Source organism: Nostoc foliaceum FACHB-393 (assembly GCF_014698505.1).
Classification (GTDB): domain Bacteria; phylum Cyanobacteriota; class Cyanobacteriia; order Cyanobacteriales; family Nostocaceae; genus Nostoc; species Nostoc foliaceum_A.
Window position 1 is genome coordinate 1 of record NZ_JACJTD010000094.1, and the last position, 18,287, is coordinate 18,287.

An 18,287-nucleotide genomic window follows, 5' to 3' on the forward strand; every position below is an offset into this window, starting at 1 on the left:
GCGTTAGCCTGTTAGTTGATCGAAGCATTGGGCTGCTCAAGAAAAATTTGTCGAAAAAAATGGGGCTACAGAGCCTACTGGGCACTGGTTCGGATGTCCGAGATAGTTATCGTTTATTAGAAACCGTTCAAAGTTCTTTTAAAGTGTCTTGGCAAACTGTTAAACGCCCAGAAGATTTAGGAGATCCTCCGCTCAAAGCTGAAATTACTGAATCGGGGAAATTGCAATTTTATATTCCAGGCACATTGGAATATAAACTTAATAATTTGCCAAACCAAACCGAAATTGCGATTACTGGAGGTATTCACCCTAAACGTTTAGGACGTTTTAAATTTAAAGGATTTGATCGCTTCCGCGATCCCCGCAATTTTACTCTTTTAGATGAAGGTAAGCTTCTAGGCGAGTTAAAAGCGGTTAAATTGACAATTATTTTGTCCCAGAACAACTCCAAAGTGAGCGAGATGTCTTACCCACTTGTTCCACATCGACCCTATCCTCACTGGGCCGATGCTTATCAGCTCAATTTGGGCGATCGCTTTGATTCTTGGCTTCAACCAGGGCAACCTGTTGAGTATGAAATTCGCATTGAACAAACTACGCGTGCCGGAGTCACTTATACATCTGGAATGAAAATTGGCTTTGTTGGGGGTAAGGTTACTCATTCTCCCAATATTCAATACTACTCAGGAACGGCACTAACAGATATATTAAAGCTGATAGATTAAGCACTCTACAAAAGTTTCAAAATTCACGTCTGGGTTTAGTCATAAAATGGGGATAATTATTTAGCCGCAGAGTTCAAGGGGCAACAGTCGCCTCTCTGCTGAGTTGATGACTGAAAATTCAGTTTCGGGTATAGAAATCAAAGCAGTTCATGAGGGTGAAAGTTCCGCCGTTTCTGCGCCAAATCCTGAAAAGTGGTCGCATGAGGCGATTGTAGCGAGGTCAAATGTGCGACCTGTAAGAAGGGAAAAACTGAATCGAGCGGCGAATTCAGGGGAGAATCCGGGCTTTGAGTACTTGCAGGAGTGTTGGGATGATCCAGCTTTGCAGATTGTGATCAAGAAATTGCTAGCGAAGTTTCCGCAGTGGGGGATTGCGATTGTGGATGGGGTGTTAGTTGATTGGAATCGGTAGCGATTACCATTCATGTTGTGGTTTCATGCAATGTTTACGACAACCCTTTGAGCGATCGCACTCAACTGCTAGCATATTCCAGCACTCGTTCCTGTGATTTGAATCATAAAATAAACTTTTAGCTCAAGATATGCTTCAAAAAGAGTTAACCATTTTATGCTTCAGAAATCGGCGTCAAAGTAGAAAAATCACATCTACCAAGTAATTGCAGCACTCGATGAGGGATTATCGTTGCGTCAGACAGCAACCACTTGCTAGTTAGGAAATGGTGGTTAGCCGATGAGTAATCAACTTGGCAAGTCTGGTAATTGATTATTAGCTATATATAAAATCTTCATTTCGTTACTTCATGCCCGTGAACCCCTCAATTGGATAGAGATCATCAAAGCCCGCTAAAAAATTACTAGCGTAAAGTAAATGGTAATCTTTTAGAGTGGGCGGATCTTTTATATGACCTTCCTCTTCTTCAACAAGGTATTGCTTACCGTAAAGCCGTTGATAAGCATGTATAGGAACTGGAGGCTCAAAGCCACTATCTAGTTCCTGGTAATAGTCTAATGAACAAGCTAAAGTAACTGATTGTTCCATCCGTAGACGGTCGGTAACTAACAAACCTCCGTCTGGGTGAGGCTGTAATGGTATTTTTATTGCTTCCCACCAACCGCTATACCAAAGCTCTTGTCGAATATGCCCAACCCATTCGTTGTACCTATGAATTGATTCGTCCTTGTCTGGATCGCCAGTGTAGCTATCATTGTATTGAGGGATTTCCACTAAAAAGCCCCACTTTGTACGCCATTCAATATCAAAGGATCTATCGCAATAAGGTAATGGCCACGGTTTAACTAATTGAAAGCATTGTTTCTTATCACAATCAAAAAATTCACAAATTAATCCTATTGGGCATTTACTCATGGTTCCTAAAATGTCATTTGTTGTACATTTTTAATGTTGCCAGTGCCATTACACCAATTGCATTTTTGAGGCGACTGATCGCCCAACCAGCGATAGACCTTTCCCTCCCCAGCACAAGCAGAACACTGATCTAAGATTGCATCTAACACGCCACACATATATTTTTGTGCAGCTTCTTGGGTGGGATAATCAGCATGAGATTTTAAGCTTGCGCCTTTCTCTTTGGGGTGTTTTGCTGTAGCGTACCAAAATTCTGTAATGTCATCTTGGTAGGTTTGAATACTTATACCACGGTGTTTCATTTTGATCATAAAGTTAACTAAAAAGTTGATTTAAGATATTGTTTATTTGCCCGGAAAAGCAATAAGAGCAACTGTGAGTAGCTTCATTATAGTTAGCCTCAAGGCAATTTTCCGCATTTTCTAATCTACCAACTGGGCCTTTGATTTCAATTATTGCTATTTGTTCACCTTCAGCTTCAATAATTGTTTGTACTCTTGATTCTGGTAGGTTTTCGGGAGAGAGCGAATCTATTGATAAGCCTGTATCTATAATAATATTTGATAAATGATAAATTGATTTACATCCATCATCGGCACAAAATACTAAACAATTATTCCTAACGTAAATCTCAGTAATTCTCATTGTATAAAATTCCTATTTGCCCTTTTTCCTATCTTATAACTTCAACCTTGATTCTCTTCAAATTTGCAAAATGCTCAGTTGTGCGTATGCCGCCCGCATACTCAACCAAGCAATAAGGGGCGTTTGCAATACTGTGTTCAATAATTATGCAGGGCTGCTTTGTTTTCTCGTTGAAATATTTAGTCATAATTCCTTTTTTGTCACATGAACGCTGAAATACTTATGCTGTGGTTGGGTAGATGCCAATCTTAGTAACTATTGTTTTTAATTTTACTTTTCTTTTTAGACATAATCTTCAAGTTGGGAAATACTGCTGTAAAATCGGGTAAAAAGAAGCAGCAATTGCCTCAAACTTATCACCATCTGGATAAGGACGAAGAATTTCCTCACCGTCTTCGTTCAACCATTCTTGTCGTATTGGAGTGTACTCAAGCGATAGAATTGCAGTTCTCCACCAGCCAGATAACGCTAAATATTCCCCAGACCAAAATAGCCGAAAATCAATCTTATTATTTCGATAAGCTTCACTAATAGGATTAGAGTGAGGACGATTTTTCGGATTAAAACTTTCGGTAAAGTAGCCTTGAAAATCAATTGTTATAAAACCTTTTTCAATTTCTGCTGTTAATTTAAAGCGAGAGTGTGGATAATGATCTGATGGGATTTTTGCGGCTGTTAATTCAAATTCTATAGGTAAAGTAGATAAATTCATTAATTAATAATTTCCTTTAATATTGATACGAACTTTATTGAAAAACTGATACCCTTGATAAAAACTGTTTACTACTGAATTTTTTGATGTTCACTGAAGTCCTACAGTATCTCGTTTAGGTTTGCGTTGCCCAACACGTTGGGAAGACTTTTTAGGCGTTTTAGGCGTTTCCTGTTGAGTTGCGGCTTCATCATCAATCGTCTTCTTTTCTACCGTGTGACTGGCGGTAATATTTGTTTCTAGTGGTGTTTCGCTAATTAAAGAATCAGCTGGTTTCGTCTTCTTGCGAGTTTGTTTTTTCTTGGGGGCTGGCTCGATAGGAATTTCATCTGGTGTTGTGGAAGCCGTTTCATCGGCCGTAGAACTAACGGGCTTTTTACGAGTCCGCTTTGTTGGGGATGGTGGTTTGTCAGATTTCGAGGGCGATGCAACCACATCTGCTGCGCCCTTTGATAAATCCACCGCAGTTTTTGGCACAGATGTAGAACCCATTCCCATCTGTAGCAAATGCCACAAATGTTCACGACGACTTTCCATGTAACTAAGTTTTTGTTCACCCTCAGTAGTATCCAGCGCCATGCGTTCACATTGGGCAAGAGAGAGCGTATGTTCATGGAATTGTTCTAAACTCAGAGTATCGTGTCCATCATGCAATGCCGCCGCCACAGCCCGGATGAGCCAGTCCTTGAGTACCCCAACACAACCAATGGAACGCTCATAAAAATAAAGCCAATGCTGCATTAGCTCTTTTACATCCACATTCATAGGTACTTGCATCAGAAGTGCCAATAATGCAGCTTGAAAATCTTGGCGGTCAAGTTCATTTTGATACAAATAACGCGGAAAATGGATATCCAGTCCCCGCCGGGATGCTTGACCACTTAAATTGCGGAAATTCAGCAGTTCATAAGTCCCAATCAGAATGTGTAGCACACCCGTAACATTGGTCATGGACTTAATCCAGTCCAACTGGTCTAAAAGCTTACCAGCACTTGCACCAGTCCCAATCTTCATTAAGTGCTGTGCTTCATCCAAAATCACTGCCCGTACTCCACGTTTGGTCATCGCTTCTTCTAATGCGTGGCGCAGTTCAGGCGAATCATTGAACTGGGCTGTTTTAGTCCGCCCACGTCCTTTCTTCTCCCAAGTTTGTTCCGCGTCAATATCTATCAGCATCCGCCGCTCATAGAATGGTTCTCCCAAAAGTTTCAGCGCAGTGCGGTAATAATCTGCCCGATTAAACACTCCACCATCCGGTGGTCGTGTTTCTAACAGTAATAACGGTATTGGGGGCTGAGAGCCGTTACGATAGCTCAATGAATTGGAAACACCGGGTAACTGTAACTGTTCGGGTAAATTCTTATTTAACCGTTTAGCAATCTGGCGAATCATCGTTGTTTTACCCACACCACTTGGCCCATACACCAACACATGAGCAAATCCGGCGGGTTCTCGAATCGCACGCATCAAGAGCATATCTACCCGTGCTAACTGAGTGAGTTTCGACTGCATTTCGCCGCTTTGATTAAGGCTCTCCAAATTGTCCATTAACGGTATTCCCCTAGTATCGGCAGTCGTGTGAGATCCAACAGTTCAACGTTGTTTTGCAGTGCTGGCAATTGTTCGTCATCTTGACTGTGTGCTTCCATAGTCGGCTCAAGAATGCTGACTGGGGGGAACTGGGGTACACCTTCCTTATTGGGCGTTAAATTTTCCAGTACCCCAACAGCTTCCAAATCCCGTAATCGTTGCATGAGTAAGATTTCATGTTCTTGCACCGCCGCGATGAAGTCTGCAAGGCGTTTGGCAGAGATATTTGTACTCACAGCATTACGCTTATCTTGTTGTCTAATTTCTTGGGCAGCTAACAGCACTTCTTTCTCTGTGCGTCCGGCAAAGGTGCTGTAATACTGGGAGATACATTTGACCCATCTTCCCTCTAAGTACGCATAAGCTACACCCATGTCAAAAGGGTCATAGCGCACACTGACTTTGGTTTTTTCGACAACCGGATTGCGGAAAGCATCGTTCCAGTAATAAAGATAATTGACTTTAATTCCCTGTCCCGGCTGGACTTTAGCGTTGCCTTTGGGTGTACTAGGGCGTGTTGCCATGAGGAAGTCTTCGTTGTATGCAATGTGTCGGTGTTCCCTCTCCCCTGTAGCAACGATAGCGTCGGTATAAACTTGTAATGGTGTCTCACCCAAGGTATCATGTACGCTAATGTCATAAATAGTGTATGCCCACTCACTCAGGTAAGTATATAAATCTGCCAATGTCCAAACGGCAAGTTGTTTGGGGTCAACAACTTTGGTCAATTGACGTGGCTGCTTACTGGCTTGGGTGTTGCCCAGTAAGTTAAAGATAAATTCCGTATTTGTTGTGCCGAATAATCGCTCCACTACTGAACCAAAACGGGGTTTACCTCCAGGTCTTGTCTTTTTAATGCAGTGGTAGCGTGCTAATAAGGTATCAAAGTAAACGCTATGAAATTCCTTGCCGCCATCTACAACTACGGATTGGGGAAAACGACTAAAACGCTGGACACACAACCTTAGTGCCATCATGCAAGACCTGTAAGAAGGTGGGTCAAAGGTGAGATAAACTGCATATATGCGTCGGGAATAGGCATCAATCAGTAAGGTTAGCCAAGGTCGTCCTAAGTTCCGACCAGTTACTTGAGAGCGTAATTCAATGTCGAGTTGGGTGTGGTCAAGATGGCAGATGGCAAAGGGTCTGTCTCCATGCCGGGGGGTGGTTTTAGCTAGTTCTAAAACAATCGGTTCGGTTGCGTATGCAGCTTTTGCCCCCTGACGTTTTAAAGTCTGCTCATGGATGGGACGCTTTTTTAGCCGAGTATAAAATGTGCGCTGACTCAGTGGAGGGATGTTAGCAGTACAGCAGGCTCTTGTATAGGCGCGATAAACGGAAGCGGCGGGAGCTTGTCTTGGTGTCTCGAAATGTTCGGTAATAAATTGATCTAATAATTTGCTTGCATCCGTTGGTGCTTTGGGTTGGCGATTTCCTCTACTGGCGGTACGCGGCAGCAACCCAACATAACCGCAACCAAAAGTGGCTTCTGCTTCCCGAAACTGTTTGACCCATCGAGACAAGGTGCTTTGAGGTATGTCCTTATATATGTCTGTGTGGTGCTGGAAATATGCTTGTACTAGATGAAATCTGCGATTGGCTCTTTGTAGATCCGTAGGTGAGGCAGCATCCATCAATTCACGCACTTTTTCATTTATGGTTGCGTGTGTTTCTGAAGTATGAATGTTGATAGTGCCACTATCAAATAATTGCAGAAAAAATGCTGTGGGCAACTGCATTGGTTGCCCAACTTCGGGTAAAAGTGTGGTTGTCTTCTCGCCCAAGTTAACTAAAGTCCAAAGTTGTGAGTCCCAGACTAATAAGGTATTGGGCAAAAGTGTTGTGGGCGAGATGATTTGTTGATGATGCCCAGTTGTCCCTATGGCTAAATGTGTATGAGCAGCATGAGTTTGTTGGTCTGCCCATAATTGAACTCGCCAATGCTCCACTAGGGGGACTGCATACAAGTCTACATAAAGTTGCTCTGTGGCAATCATGGCGTAGATATCGTTAGCACGTACTCCAGGTATGCTTGCAAGTGTGGCGGCAATGGTTGTTCCTGGGGTGGCTTGAACTGCTGAAGAGATTTGTTCTGTAATGGAGTGGGGGATATTGACACTGAACCTAAAGTAGTCTTCTAAAAACATTAGGTTCTGGGTGAATACGGGATTTAGTTCGGTATCGGTGCGAACGTGGTATGTGAGTCCAAATGATGCGGCGTAAGCTTCTCCTGGTGGGCAATGCCAATGACCAGTTTCAGTTTTTTGGTAGCGTGAGGGGTATTTTTGGGCTAGTCGTTTTAATTCGGTTTCGGTTTTCCATTCTTCCCAGGCTGCACCCGTCGTCCGCAGCACGAAGAAGTCTGGGGTATGGTAATGACCTATTTTTCGTCCGTTTTGGTTTTGGTACTGAATTTTAAATGGCGGTGGTTGGTCGTAGAACTCTAGCACAATAGGATCATGTTCCATTTGATAAATCGCCCACAGTTCTACTGTGTGGCTTTCAAATTGAATGGTTTGACCCATTTTGCGGCTAGGGTAAACTCCACTGACGTTCTTGGCGCGTCCTTGTACTCTGCGAGAAGGTGGGGCAGCGCGAATTGCGGCGATTAGTAAGAGTGTTTGTGCCGTTAGTTGCTGTTGCTTACACCAATGGTCAAATTCATCGTCTGTCATGAGAGTTTTTTATTCAAGAAAAGAGTGTTTCTCTTTGCCAGGAGGCAGTTTTAGGCTTTCAGGACACAAGAAAAAACTACGGAGTCATGGTTTTAAGTGAAGCATATCTTGGAATTTTGAACCATATTTTGAATTAAAAGTTTAAGTTAGCGCAATTTTTTCAGAGATTTTTTGTGCAAGTTTCATTCAATTGTGTTTTTTTAACTCATTTTTTAATTATGCTTCAGAATTTCAACTCTCTCTCATGATTTGATTCAAAGTTTTATGTTCTGATTAGTGAGAAAGCCCGAAATCACGTTAACTGTTTCTCGATTTATGGTTCAAAAATTTTCCCAAATTATGATTCAAAGGACAGTTCCCACTCCCAACGCCATGCCGTCTTTACCAGTATTTCCTTGCTGTTAGTGAATTTGATAAATTCTTGCCCATTGTCGTAAAACACATCAGCAAGAAGGCGATGTGTATATCGTACCCCCACTGGGAAGCTGCACCATTCCACCACATTTGACCGAGTGAGTCTAGCATTGGCAGTTCAAGGTACTCATCACGCTATGCAATAGGATTCCATTGCTATCGTGTTTGAATAAGATAAACTATTCAAATAATAGAAAATTATCGCCAATCACCTATCAATATGAAAGATGCTGAATTTCTTAAAAATGAATCTCGTGTTTTTGAAGCTGATGAAGCTAGTTGAGCAGTACGAAGAGCCTCGGCTTTACTAACTCCACTTATGTTCAATTCTTTATAAAATCTAAACATTAAATCAGATGTTTCCATATCATCTACCTCGTTTAAGGTTCCAATAATACTACGTATATTAGACTGTAGAGCTAATCCAGCAAAGCCTAAAATCAATTCTTTTTCGCTTCTAGTAGTATCGCAAGCACTAAGAACAAGCAATTCAATACTATGAGATTTACTTTTATTTATTGAATCTAATGCTTTTTTAAAGTTTTTAGAATTAATTTCTTTATCCCAAGCAATAATAGAAAAATCTTCATTGTTAGAACTGTAACGAGCATGAGATGCGACGTGAATTACTGAAAAGTTAGAGGAATTGATTGTTTTCTCAAAGGCTGTGCTAGTAAAATTTTCATTTAGCAATATTTGACTGTTTAATATTGAGCTAATTTTTTCAGTCTCTAAGATAACTCCAGGAAGTGGAGAATAATCGTATTTAGAGCCAGGATGTTTAATAGGTTTAGAAATTCCTGCAATCAACACTTTTAAAGGTCTTCTTACATAAACAGTAGGCTCTACATTTTGTATAGTAGGAATTTGAGCAAGGGCATATTTTTCTATTAAGTACTTCTTTTTCTCATTATCATAAAGAGCTGATATAGGAATTTTACGCAAAGAACCATCCATTACAAATACTAAAGTTTTAACCCCACTTCTTACTAAGTTAGCTTCTAAGGGCTTAATTAACCATTCATATAATTTTCTAGAATTTTCTATTTTTTTTGGATTACTACCAACATTTTTATTTTTATAATATTTAAGCTCGCTTACAAAATTGATAACCGTAGTATTTATGTCTGCTTGTAAAACATCATTTGAATAACACATTAAAGGCTGATTAGGTAATTGAACAATAAGCTTTAAGCGGTCATTAAGAATGATTGGGTATATTAATGCTGCTTTTGGATCAATTTTATCAATATTATTTAGATTTATATCTTTAGGGTAGATTTTGCGAAAATTACTCAGTTCTGTTAAATGAAGAGATTCAATTAATTGATGAGCTTTTTTAAGGTTTTTTCCTTCACATGAAAATAACAATGAATAAAGTAAATCACGATAAATTCGTTGTACCGTTTCATTAAAGTAAAGTTTTATTGGTGAACTTAGATTAAATAAGCTATCATTAATATATTCAAGAGTATTGAACGCTTCATTATTAATCATAAAAGCATTTTCATTCTCTCCTTTAACTGTTAAAATTTGAGCTTTAATATTTAAAGCTTGCGCGACAATAAATAAATGATCAGGATTTGCATCTTTTTTTAAATCTGTCTTTAATAAAAGCAAGCTACGAGAAATGGCTTGCTCCGCTTCTGTTAGTTTATTTAATTGAAAATATGCTAATGAAATACTGCTTAGTAGCATACCCTCTTTTAATGCACTATTTTGAATTTCAAAAGAAATAGCAGCTTGCTTCCAAGCTCTTTCTGCTTCTAAAAGCTTATTCTTTTTATAAAGTTCTCCTCCCAGAGCAGACAAATGTGAGACGTTAGCAATTATTTGTTTTGCTTTTTCTAGATTAAGATTGGCAATATAAAGTTCTTGTTTTGTACGCTCAAATTGCTGTTCAGCAGCTTTTGCATTTTGATTTGCATTTTTAGCTTCTTCTTCATATTTTTTAAGTTTTGTCGCCGATAAAGTAATCTCCTGCTTGGCTTGTAAAATGCTTTTTTCGATAACTTTTTTATTTTGATTTGTAAATTTAAATTCTTTTTGTAAATTTTCTAGCTTAATCCTGGTTGAAAATATGTCCTGTTTAACCAGTTGAACTGCTTGTGTTGCTTTTTTTGCTCTATATTCTGCTAAAGTTGCTTTAGTTTGAGCTTGTTGAGTCTTCTCCTCTGTTTCCTTTGCTCTTCTTTCTGCATCTTGCTGTGCTTGTTGTGATTGTTGTAGTTGTTCTCTTGCACTCCTTGCTTTTACAACTTCTTTTCTGGCTATAATTCCTAAAAAATATGTAACTATTAACAGAAGAACTAGGACAGAACTTCCTATAGTGATTCTTCGTTGAGCTTTTTTATTAGCTTTGTTCAATAATTCATTTCTAGCCTCTGCTGCTTCTTTATCTTTTATTTCTCTTTTTAAAGCAGCTTCTTGTTCTTTCGCAGTAATCTCTTCCTGAATTTCTTGCTCTTTACTAGCTGCTAAAAACTGTTTATCCTGATAACTTAAATTCTTATCTCTCGACCACTCTTCGGCTTCCTGTAATGCCTTTCCTCTCAGCAGCCGTGATTTGTCAATACCTCCAGAAGCCGCCCAAAAGCGAAAACTCTCTGAATAAGGACGCAGATTATTTAATTGATTTTCTATCCAATTGGAATTAAATATTTCGCGATAAATATAGTTATAAATTCTTAATTTACCTTGCTGTCTAACTACTAAACCCGATAACTGTAATTCACTCTGCTCTAAAGTATCATCTGCTGTTAGCTCAGATGTTTCTTCAGTCACTCTGACTTTTTGGTACAGTTCTAGTAAATACCCAGCCCTCTGTTCATCGCGCAAAATTCGGGCTTGAATCGTTCGAAGATGTTCTGGTTCGTCTTGTGATTCCCAACTTTCGATAATCCGTAACCTGACAACTTGCTCTACTGAACGAGGATTTTCTTGTGTCGATTCCTCAGCCATGAACTGACACAGCTTTTGAGTAAGAAATGGTTGCCCCCCAGTCCACTGCAAAATCTCCTGCATTACTGCTTGAGGATTATTAAACTTCCCCTGCAATCCCTTTTTTAATGGTTCAGATTCATTCAGTTGAAAACCCTTAAGGGAGATAGCCTTACCAATGTTAAACGGAGTACGCTGTTTATCTTCAATCAAATTGCTTGGTGATGCTACTCCCAGTAAACAAAAGGTGAGCCGATTGTATTGGGGATTATCAACACGTTTGTTATAACATGCACGAATCAGTGCAAAAAAGTCATCTGTAGGAAAATTCAGACTGAGTACGCTATCAATTTCATCAATAAAAATAACGATATCCTCTTGAACTTCAACAAGTAATACTTCTTCCAAAAACTTGCGAAATCTTGTGACTAGTGAATTTAACTGATTCGTCTCCCACCAATCACCAAAATCTAAATCTAATCCAAAACTATCAATGAGTGTGTCAATTAAATCTGCATACCATTGTTCGGGAGGGACATTCTGAATGCCTCCAGCAGAAAGGTCAACTGCGGCACACTGTACGCCATCATCTCTCAATCGCTGCATGGTTCGCACACGCAAGCTGGATTTTCCACTCTGCCTGGAATTCAGTATGTAACAAAACTTTCCCGCTTTCAGCCCTTCATATAACTGTGCATCAGCTTCTCGTATGACGTAGGTGCTGGCATTTTCAGGTAGACTTCCAGAGAATATGTATTGGTCAACCACGATTTACCTACTCCAAACGAGTTGAGAAATACTGACGATACAAATCACAACCAGGAATGCAATCATTACTAACAAGTTTTATTAATCCCAAGCTATGCAATTTAAACGTAACTTCAGTATCTAACCTCACGGGTGCATTCGTCATCACTACTTTTTTATACCCTAACTCCAACTGAGGATTATGTTGTAAATGCCACAGTTGTTGTCGCAAGTGGTCACTGAAGATTCCTTGCTCTGTTGGTGCAAGTCTTAACAATTCTTCTAAGGTCACTTGTTGGCTTTTAAGATGGGCAATCGCAGATTGTATCAAGTAAGGATGCCCCCCTAGCAACTCCATCAACCCAGCTAACCCCTGCTCCCCCAGCCTTAACTCATTCTGCTTGGTGAGGTTTGTTACTTGTTGCAGATTAAATTCAGGTAAATCAATCGCCAATCCCACATTAAACGGGGAATGATTACTGTCTAAGGAAGGGTAAGATTCAGTGGAATGAACCACTACTAACCGCAGTTTCTTCCAAATATTACCAATCTTGTCTCCTTGTTTCGCTGCCTCATACCATCCCCGCAGTAACAAGCAGAATTGAGGGAAAATCTCTGGATATTCAAACAGCCGCTCAAAGTTATCTATAGCTAAAACTAAGGGAGTATCAGTACGGGATAATAAATATTTTTGGAAATAACGAGTACAGTTTTTATTCAGGCCAAAAACCTCTTGCCAGTGTTTATCTAGTTGGGGTTCTCGCTCCAGGCTGTCAGCAACATCAATACACAACCATTGTAGAAATGTTTTTAAGTTAGCCAGAACATCAATATCAGCCAGTTGTAAATCTAATTTTGCGGTTTGATAACCCTGGTGTCTTGCATAGTCTAGGGTTTTCTCCAGCAGTAATGTTTTACCCATTCTCTGCGGGGCTTTGAGACGAATCAATGCCCCTGGTTGCACTATTGATTTATAGCATTTGTCCTCAATTGGTGGTCGTTCTATATATATTGTCGTGTTTGCCGCTACCCCAGAGTTATCACTCGTTTGCAACTCTTGTTCAATTGCATCTAACTTGTCACCAAGCTCCCCCAGTGTGCGTTCCTCTGTCTGAAGCTGTTGTTCGTATTGGAACTTGCGGGATACATCAGTTTCAATAACCAACGCTGTTCGTAGATTTGCAACTTTCTGGCTTTGAAGGGTGTAGGCTTTTTCGAGTGAGTCTCTTTCGGATTGCGATCGCTGGCGTTGATTTTGTGATTGGACTGAATTACCTGATGCTGCCTGCTGTCCAAGCTGAATGTTGTAGATATAGCCGCCAATTCGCCCAGATTTTACTGTGTCAGCGTCAATCGACCCACCGCCAAACTGTGAATTTCGTAAGTCGTTGTTGACTTCCTTTGGGTCTTGTGAATCGGACATGGGTTAGTTTTGGCAGTTTTAAGCAGGTCTGTTTTCAATGTTACCAGCTTTGTAAGTCAGCAATACTGCTATCTTTCTCTACAATTAATTTCTGAGCTTTTCGTTCTGGCAGAGCTTCTAGCTGATTATAAGTAGCAAAATACTCTGCACTCAGTTGGGATTTATCGGATGGCGTTGGCGATCGCAGGCCATCGCACTACTTTGAACCTCGAAGGGCTGAACATAAAGTTAGTACAATTAAATGGGACTGAAATTCAAATTTATGCGAATTAATCCTTTAACCTATGAACCTTCAATCCGTATTGGTATCGTTGGTGCTGGATGTACTGGTTTAACGGCTGCTGAAGAATTACGTGATCTTGGATACAAAAATATCACCATCATTGATGCCAAAAATCGCGTAGGTGGGAAAACATATTCAATTAGGTACAAAGACGCAAGCCTTCAAACCCGTGGTATTTACGAGGGTGGGACTGCTTGGATATTACCAAGCCCCCTATATAAGAAATACAGAAAAAGGTATGGAATTTCTCCATCGCTTCATGTGATGCCACGGGTGCAAATATTTGACTTAGGGACTGGCAAAGTTTCTAGCCCGTTTTTAGTAGATTCCAAATATTCTTTATTGGGCCGACTCTGGCAGCTAAGAAAATTTTTTCAAGAATTAGACAAGTATACTTGGGATGAGGAGCCAGGCTATATCAATCCTGCTTACCGAGCGATGAATAAATCATCTCCTCAATGGTTTAACAAGCAGGGTTTGGATTTTATTCGAGATGCTTTAATGCCGATCGCGAATGCGGGACAGTTTGGATATCTAGAACAAGAAGCTTCTACTGCTTATGTGATTAGGCTGTTAGCATTATGGAACCGTTGCAATTTCCTGAAAAAATTGGTTCTGAATATGCCTCAATTGCAAGAAGGGAATCAAGAATTATGGAATCGTTTAGCAGCAACCCATAACTTGTGTCTAGGACAAACTATTGAGCGTGTTTCTCGCGGTCAAACAATCCTGGTCAAAACTGCCTCAAATCAGTGGGAATTCGAGCGTTTAATTTGGACTGCTCCTGTAGATGACTTTCTTGGCGTAGCTGATGCCTCTCTTGAAGAAGCAGAAATTTTTTCTAGGGTACGTACAATAAAAAGAGCAGTTATTACCTGTAAAGTAGAGGGCTTACCCGCAAACATTTTCTACGTAATCAGAAATACTTTAAATCAGCCTTTACCAACTAGTTATCCATTAGCTATCTACGAGGTTGATCCAGGCAGTAAAATCTACAATTTTTATCCATTCATGGATGAAACGACAACTGTTGAAGAGTTGGAAAACAACGTAGCCGATTGTGTCAAAAAGCTCGGAGGTACTCAAGTGACACTTATGGGGCAACCCCTAATTTGGAAGTGGTTCTCTCATTTTTCACCCGAAGACCTCAAGGATGGTATTTATCAACGGTTAGAAATGTTGCAAGGTAGTCAAAGCACCTATTTTGCTAATGAAATGACTGCTGGGGTGAGCGTACCTTATGGTATGGAATATGCGGCTTATTTAGTGGAACGCTTCTTTTGAGGGTGGACATACTTCCTGCAATTGAATTAAGGAAGTGTCGCAATTGTACCAGGAGTGCTGGACGGCTGATCCTTATGGTTCCCTCTGACTTCTGCTTTGAGGCACAGTACTTTTATCTCTGCGAAGAAAATTCTGTCTGATGACCTTTAGTAGCAGTTCTGAATCCCCACTGGTTGCATTCTGACAGATGTATTCACAATAGCTGAATTCTTCTTCAACCATTCTGACAACTGTAACAATTCGCCAAAGAATCTACATAGATTGTAGTGGTATAATTTTTTTGTATTTGCCAGCATTTTTCTCAACTCTTATTTTAAAAAAAGTATTGAATCCTTAAATAAAATTTAAAACTCCCATGAACAAAATATCGCTTAACTACAAAGCCTTAATTATTCCTCTATTAGGTGCAATAATAGTCAACAACGGATTTTTCTCCAAAGTATCGGCGCAAAATATTTCTGCTCCAGAGACTACTGACTCTGTTGCCGTCACTTTCGAAAATCAAGAGTTTCCTCAATGGGGATATTACACGATACGCAGAGATTTTCGCAGATGTGCTTCTCCAATATGCGGTGGATATTTTATAAAGCAAGTCAACTTGAAAGCTACTCCTTGCTTAGATGGTGTTTTTCGCTCCGAATGTTATGTGTCTGCAATTGATTGGAGTTCCCTGAAAGTCCCACCTTACGAACTAATAAAAATTCAAAATGATGATGGTAGCCGTGTGATTCTCAGAGGTAACATCGTTCCAATAACATTTTCTGGGTTCGGTGAGTTTGGGAATTTGAGAGTAAAAGAAGCCTTTTATGCCGCGACAAATGCCCCAGCAAAAGGTACTTTTGTGGCCATAAAAGACAATGGCATTCGCTGCATCACAACTCCTTGCTTCTCCACAGATAAGTTAGTTTTGAATAAGCCGAAGATTTCTCCAGTTTCGTCAATCGATTTGAGCCAAACGGGTGCAACGCAAAAGCAACTTGATGCAGCAACTAGCGAAATTTTTGGTAAAGGTTTGATTGCTGTAGGTATAACAGAGGTAATAGAAAACGCAGATCCAACCAAGAAAGATACTAAGTTTGTGGCTACACAATTTTATCTGAGAGTGGAACCGAACTAAAGAAATAAGGTTCTCTTTACTACTGGCTCATCCTAAAACTGTGCGATAAGCGAAGCTTAAGCCTTTGGCTATCGCCTATCTCAAAGAAGCGTTACGCACTTGGAAGGGAGTCAAGCCAACGGAAGCCGTGTTTGTGGCAGCTTGCAAGGAAGGGAGGAAGCCGGAGGCACAACAGGCCAAGTCTACTGTAATCGCTCACTTTGAGTGGGCAAGGCGGCAAAGGATTGTGATTGCGCTGTCTGGCGAAACTGTGTACACGCCCCAAGGTGAACGAGTGGAATTGCAAGAGATGATGCGACGGTATCCGATGTACGCGAGACTACACCTTTTTCAGCGATTACAAAGCATCCGTGCGATGTATGGATTCAATTAACTCCTCAACTTCTTCTTCATCCAGACATTGTTTCACTTGGGTGCTGAACCACTCAAATTCTTCCGGTTCTGTGTCCGTGACTCGGTAGACCAGTAATGTCCCTGCAACGCGGGCAAGAGTAAGAGGTGATGGAGAAACGTGGCTCAGTAGATCGCACGCATTCTGGTATATTTCCATGACTGATAATTCGGACAAAGGAGATCCCAACTGAGCAGAAAGCTGTTTTAGATTTTCCTGAATAGATGAATGGAAGCCTGGATCTTCTGGATGGGAAAGAGGGTTACTCATAATTGTCGTTCAAATGCCATTGGATTGGGACTGGAAGCAATGCGTAGGCGTAGCTAATCGTAGACATAGCTCTCGATACTAATGCATGACAAGAGCGTATCGAAAAACTGAAGCTGGCAGGAATAGTTGGAGAAAACCTGCAAAAGAGTTTCTTAAGCTTCTAAGATTAAAGTGTAAACATCTTTTTGCCAAAGTCACTTGTGATAGTTAAATCTCGATACTAGTAAGCATATTTTTACAAAGCTTTTATCTCAATCAGCGCCCATGACCGAATGGCACTAAGAAAAGGGAAAATCGTTGAGGCAGCTCTTGTGCAGAGGAGCAGAGGAGCAGAGGAGCAGGGGAGAAAGAAGAAGTTTTAGGTATTGCGTTCGGATATTTAGAAATTCACCTCTGCACCCTTGCACCCCTGCCCCTGGAGCATCCTTACGCTGCGTACTCTTCAGCTTAACAAGCGTGCCATTCGCCCATGACCCAACTTTAAAGGTAGAGCGTATTAGACTTTTCGCCCCTTTCTTAAGGCAAAGGAGGAGAGGTAAATGGGATTAAAAAACTTCTGGTATGTAGCCGAGTCAAGTTCCGCCATCACCAACAAACCCAAGCACATCAGTATGTTGGGTGAGGAATTTGTTTTATACCGCAACTCTAAAAATCAGGTTGTTGCTCTAAGTAATTTGTGCGTCCATCGTGGCGGTTTTCTGGCTGATGGCCAGGTAGAAGGCGACTGTATTCGCTGTCCCTATCATGGTTGGAAATATGCAGCAAACGGTGCAGCTGTGGAAATTCCTGCTAACAAACCCCAAACCCCAATTCCTAAGTTAGCCCACATCGATGCCTACCCTGTTGAAGAAAAATATGGTTGGGTTTGGTTGTTCTTGGGCGATCTCCCGGAAGCAGAGCGTCCGCCGTTACCCCTACTTCCAGAGTTCGGCGATTCTACCTGGCGGGCGATCTCTGGCACATTCAAATGGAACGCTCCCTACACCCGCGTAGTTGAAAACGGTCTCGACATCTCCCACCTGCCATTTGTTCATGGTTTTGAGCCACAGATCCTTGAATCGTCTGAGGTTAATTTATCAAGTTGGAGCGGCAGCTTATTTGTCAATCTCAAACCCTCCCCGTCCAAAGGACTCTGGAAATACTTCACTCGTCACAAAGGTGGTGCATCGGTTGAGGCAAAAGCAACCTTTTATATGCCTAATGTTACCCGACAGGATATTCACCTCCCTGGAAAGTCCAAGTTGATTCTTTTTGGAGTACACGTTCCCATTGACGATCGCACTACTATTACCTGGTGGATGCAGCTGCGTAACTTCCTCACCTATTTCTGGGCTGACAGTGATGCACAAAGACGGAATTTAAGGGCATTTTTGCAAGATCAACGCGTGGTTGAAGCTCAACGACCAGAACTACTTCCCTACAATTTGGCTATGCGTTCTGACGCTTTGCAAATTGCCTATCGCCAGCTGCATCAGAAATACCTGGACATGGGTTGGGGGGTGAAACAGCATCGGATCAAGTCGGGTGATTCTGGTATTCAGACAGTAGTTATTCCTTCACCTATCCGTCGGCAAATACCAGAGCTAGCTAAAGCCTGGGAGAGAAAAGAAGGAGGATCAGGGCAAACGCATCTTATTTACTAATAAAAACTAAGGGAGATTCCAAAATGACATAGATAATTGTAAAAATTGATGGAATGATAAATAAAATAAATCAAGTATTTTTAAAAATGTGAATTAGCTTA

At 40.8% G+C, this 18,287-nt stretch carries 15 protein-coding genes; 6 read left to right on the plus strand and 9 right to left on the minus strand.

Annotated elements, in window-relative coordinates; genetic code table 11:
* Together H6G92_RS35090 and H6G92_RS39005 are read left to right on the plus strand one after the other, a co-directional pair.
* Window positions 1-725 (plus strand): hypothetical protein (locus H6G92_RS35090; RefSeq protein ID WP_206758855.1); only part of this gene is annotated, 725 nt, incomplete at its 5' end.
* A gap of 106 nt (window positions 726-831) precedes the next feature.
* A complete protein-coding gene (locus H6G92_RS39005) occupies window positions 832-1,137 on the plus strand; it encodes a hypothetical protein (RefSeq protein WP_199345110.1) in 306 nt (101 codons plus the stop codon).
* A gap of 342 nt (window positions 1,138-1,479) precedes the next feature.
* Here H6G92_RS39005 and H6G92_RS35100 read toward each other — a convergent pair whose 3' ends face one another.
* The 8 genes from H6G92_RS35100 to H6G92_RS35135 all read right to left on the minus strand — a co-directional run bounded on the left by H6G92_RS35100 (window position 1,480) and on the right by H6G92_RS35135 (window position 13,198).
* Entirely contained in the window at window positions 1,480-2,052 is a 573-nt protein-coding gene (locus tag H6G92_RS35100; protein WP_190901060.1) for a hypothetical protein, read from the minus strand.
* A 5-nt stretch (window positions 2,053-2,057) separates the two neighbouring features.
* A complete protein-coding gene (locus H6G92_RS35105; RefSeq protein WP_190901062.1) occupies window positions 2,058-2,363 on the minus strand; it encodes a hypothetical protein in 306 nt (101 codons plus the stop codon).
* A 4-nt stretch (window positions 2,364-2,367) separates the two neighbouring features.
* Window positions 2,368-2,697, minus strand: a complete 330-nt coding sequence (locus tag H6G92_RS35110; RefSeq protein ID WP_190901064.1) for a hypothetical protein — start codon at window positions 2,695-2,697, stop codon at window positions 2,368-2,370.
* A gap of 295 nt (window positions 2,698-2,992) precedes the next feature.
* Window positions 2,993-3,409, minus strand: a complete 417-nt coding sequence (locus tag H6G92_RS35115; protein WP_190901066.1) for a hypothetical protein — start codon at window positions 3,407-3,409, stop codon at window positions 2,993-2,995.
* Between the two features lie 90 nt (window positions 3,410-3,499).
* Window positions 3,500-4,957, minus strand: a complete 1,458-nt coding sequence (locus H6G92_RS35120; RefSeq protein WP_190901068.1) for an ATP-binding protein — start codon at window positions 4,955-4,957, stop codon at window positions 3,500-3,502.
* Complete coding sequence (locus H6G92_RS35125; protein ID WP_190901070.1) at window positions 4,957-7,674, minus strand: TnsA endonuclease N-terminal domain-containing protein; 2,718 nt, start codon at window positions 7,672-7,674, stop codon at window positions 4,957-4,959. The genes H6G92_RS35120 and H6G92_RS35125 overlap by 1 nt, the downstream gene beginning before the upstream one ends.
* A gap of 612 nt (window positions 7,675-8,286) precedes the next feature.
* Entirely contained in the window at window positions 8,287-11,796 is a 3,510-nt protein-coding gene (locus H6G92_RS40975; protein ID WP_199345109.1) for a CHAT domain-containing protein, read from the minus strand.
* Between the two features lie 7 nt (window positions 11,797-11,803).
* Complete coding sequence (locus H6G92_RS35135; RefSeq protein WP_190901072.1) at window positions 11,804-13,198, minus strand: AAA-like domain-containing protein; 1,395 nt, start codon at window positions 13,196-13,198, stop codon at window positions 11,804-11,806.
* A gap of 262 nt (window positions 13,199-13,460) precedes the next feature.
* On the opposite strand from H6G92_RS35135, the gene H6G92_RS35140 reads away from it, so the two are divergent.
* The 3 genes from H6G92_RS35140 (at window position 13,461) to H6G92_RS35150 (ending at window position 16,255) form a co-directional block, all read left to right on the plus strand.
* Window positions 13,461-14,765, plus strand: coding sequence for an FAD-dependent oxidoreductase (locus tag H6G92_RS35140; protein ID WP_190901073.1), 1,305 nt, complete (start codon window positions 13,461-13,463; stop codon window positions 14,763-14,765).
* A 355-nt stretch (window positions 14,766-15,120) separates the two neighbouring features.
* Complete coding sequence (locus tag H6G92_RS35145) at window positions 15,121-15,882, plus strand: DUF6748 domain-containing protein (RefSeq protein WP_190901074.1); 762 nt, start codon at window positions 15,121-15,123, stop codon at window positions 15,880-15,882.
* A gap of 64 nt (window positions 15,883-15,946) precedes the next feature.
* Window positions 15,947-16,255 carry a hypothetical protein gene (locus tag H6G92_RS35150; RefSeq protein WP_190901079.1) on the plus strand — a complete coding sequence of 103 codons (309 nt, stop codon included), beginning with the start codon at window positions 15,947-15,949 and terminating at the stop codon, window positions 16,253-16,255.
* Here the strand turns inward: H6G92_RS35150 and H6G92_RS35155 are convergent.
* Window positions 16,220-16,543, minus strand: a complete 324-nt coding sequence (locus H6G92_RS35155; protein ID WP_190901075.1) for a hypothetical protein — start codon at window positions 16,541-16,543, stop codon at window positions 16,220-16,222. The two genes, H6G92_RS35150 and H6G92_RS35155, sit on opposite strands and share 36 nt — an antisense overlap.
* Window positions 16,544-17,082: 539 nt before the next feature.
* Between H6G92_RS35155 and H6G92_RS35160 the strand changes: the two genes are divergently transcribed.
* Window positions 17,083-18,186, plus strand: coding sequence for an aromatic ring-hydroxylating dioxygenase subunit alpha (locus H6G92_RS35160; protein ID WP_190901076.1), 1,104 nt, complete (start codon window positions 17,083-17,085; stop codon window positions 18,184-18,186).
* Window positions 18,187-18,287 lie beyond the last annotated feature (101 nt).

Bases quoted from the DNA above. Each gene is read 5' to 3' on its own strand.
- H6G92_RS35110 (WP_190901064.1), bottom strand. From the start codon at position 2,697: ATGAGAATTACTGAGATTTACGTTAGGAATAATTGTTTAGTATTTTGT.
- H6G92_RS35120 (WP_190901068.1), bottom strand. From the start codon at position 4,957: ATGGACAATTTGGAGAGCCTTAATCAAAGCGGCGAAATGCAGTCGAAA.
- H6G92_RS35125 (WP_190901070.1), bottom strand. From the start codon at position 7,674: ATGACAGACGATGAATTTGACCATTGGTGTAAGCAACAGCAACTAACG.
- H6G92_RS35140 (WP_190901073.1), top strand. From the start codon at position 13,461: ATGCGAATTAATCCTTTAACCTATGAACCTTCAATCCGTATTGGTATC.
- H6G92_RS35100 (WP_190901060.1), bottom strand. From the start codon at position 2,052: ATGAGTAAATGCCCAATAGGATTAATTTGTGAATTTTTTGATTGTGAT.
- H6G92_RS35135 (WP_190901072.1), bottom strand. From the start codon at position 13,198: ATGTCCGATTCACAAGACCCAAAGGAAGTCAACAACGACTTACGAAAT.
- H6G92_RS35115 (WP_190901066.1), bottom strand. From the start codon at position 3,409: ATGAATTTATCTACTTTACCTATAGAATTTGAATTAACAGCCGCAAAA.
- H6G92_RS35155 (WP_190901075.1), bottom strand. From the start codon at position 16,543: ATGAGTAACCCTCTTTCCCATCCAGAAGATCCAGGCTTCCATTCATCT.
- H6G92_RS35145 (WP_190901074.1), top strand. From the start codon at position 15,121: ATGAACAAAATATCGCTTAACTACAAAGCCTTAATTATTCCTCTATTA.
- H6G92_RS35160 (WP_190901076.1), top strand. From the start codon at position 17,083: ATGGGATTAAAAAACTTCTGGTATGTAGCCGAGTCAAGTTCCGCCATC.
- H6G92_RS35105 (WP_190901062.1), bottom strand. From the start codon at position 2,363: ATGATCAAAATGAAACACCGTGGTATAAGTATTCAAACCTACCAAGAT.
- H6G92_RS39005 (WP_199345110.1), top strand. From the start codon at position 832: ATGACTGAAAATTCAGTTTCGGGTATAGAAATCAAAGCAGTTCATGAG.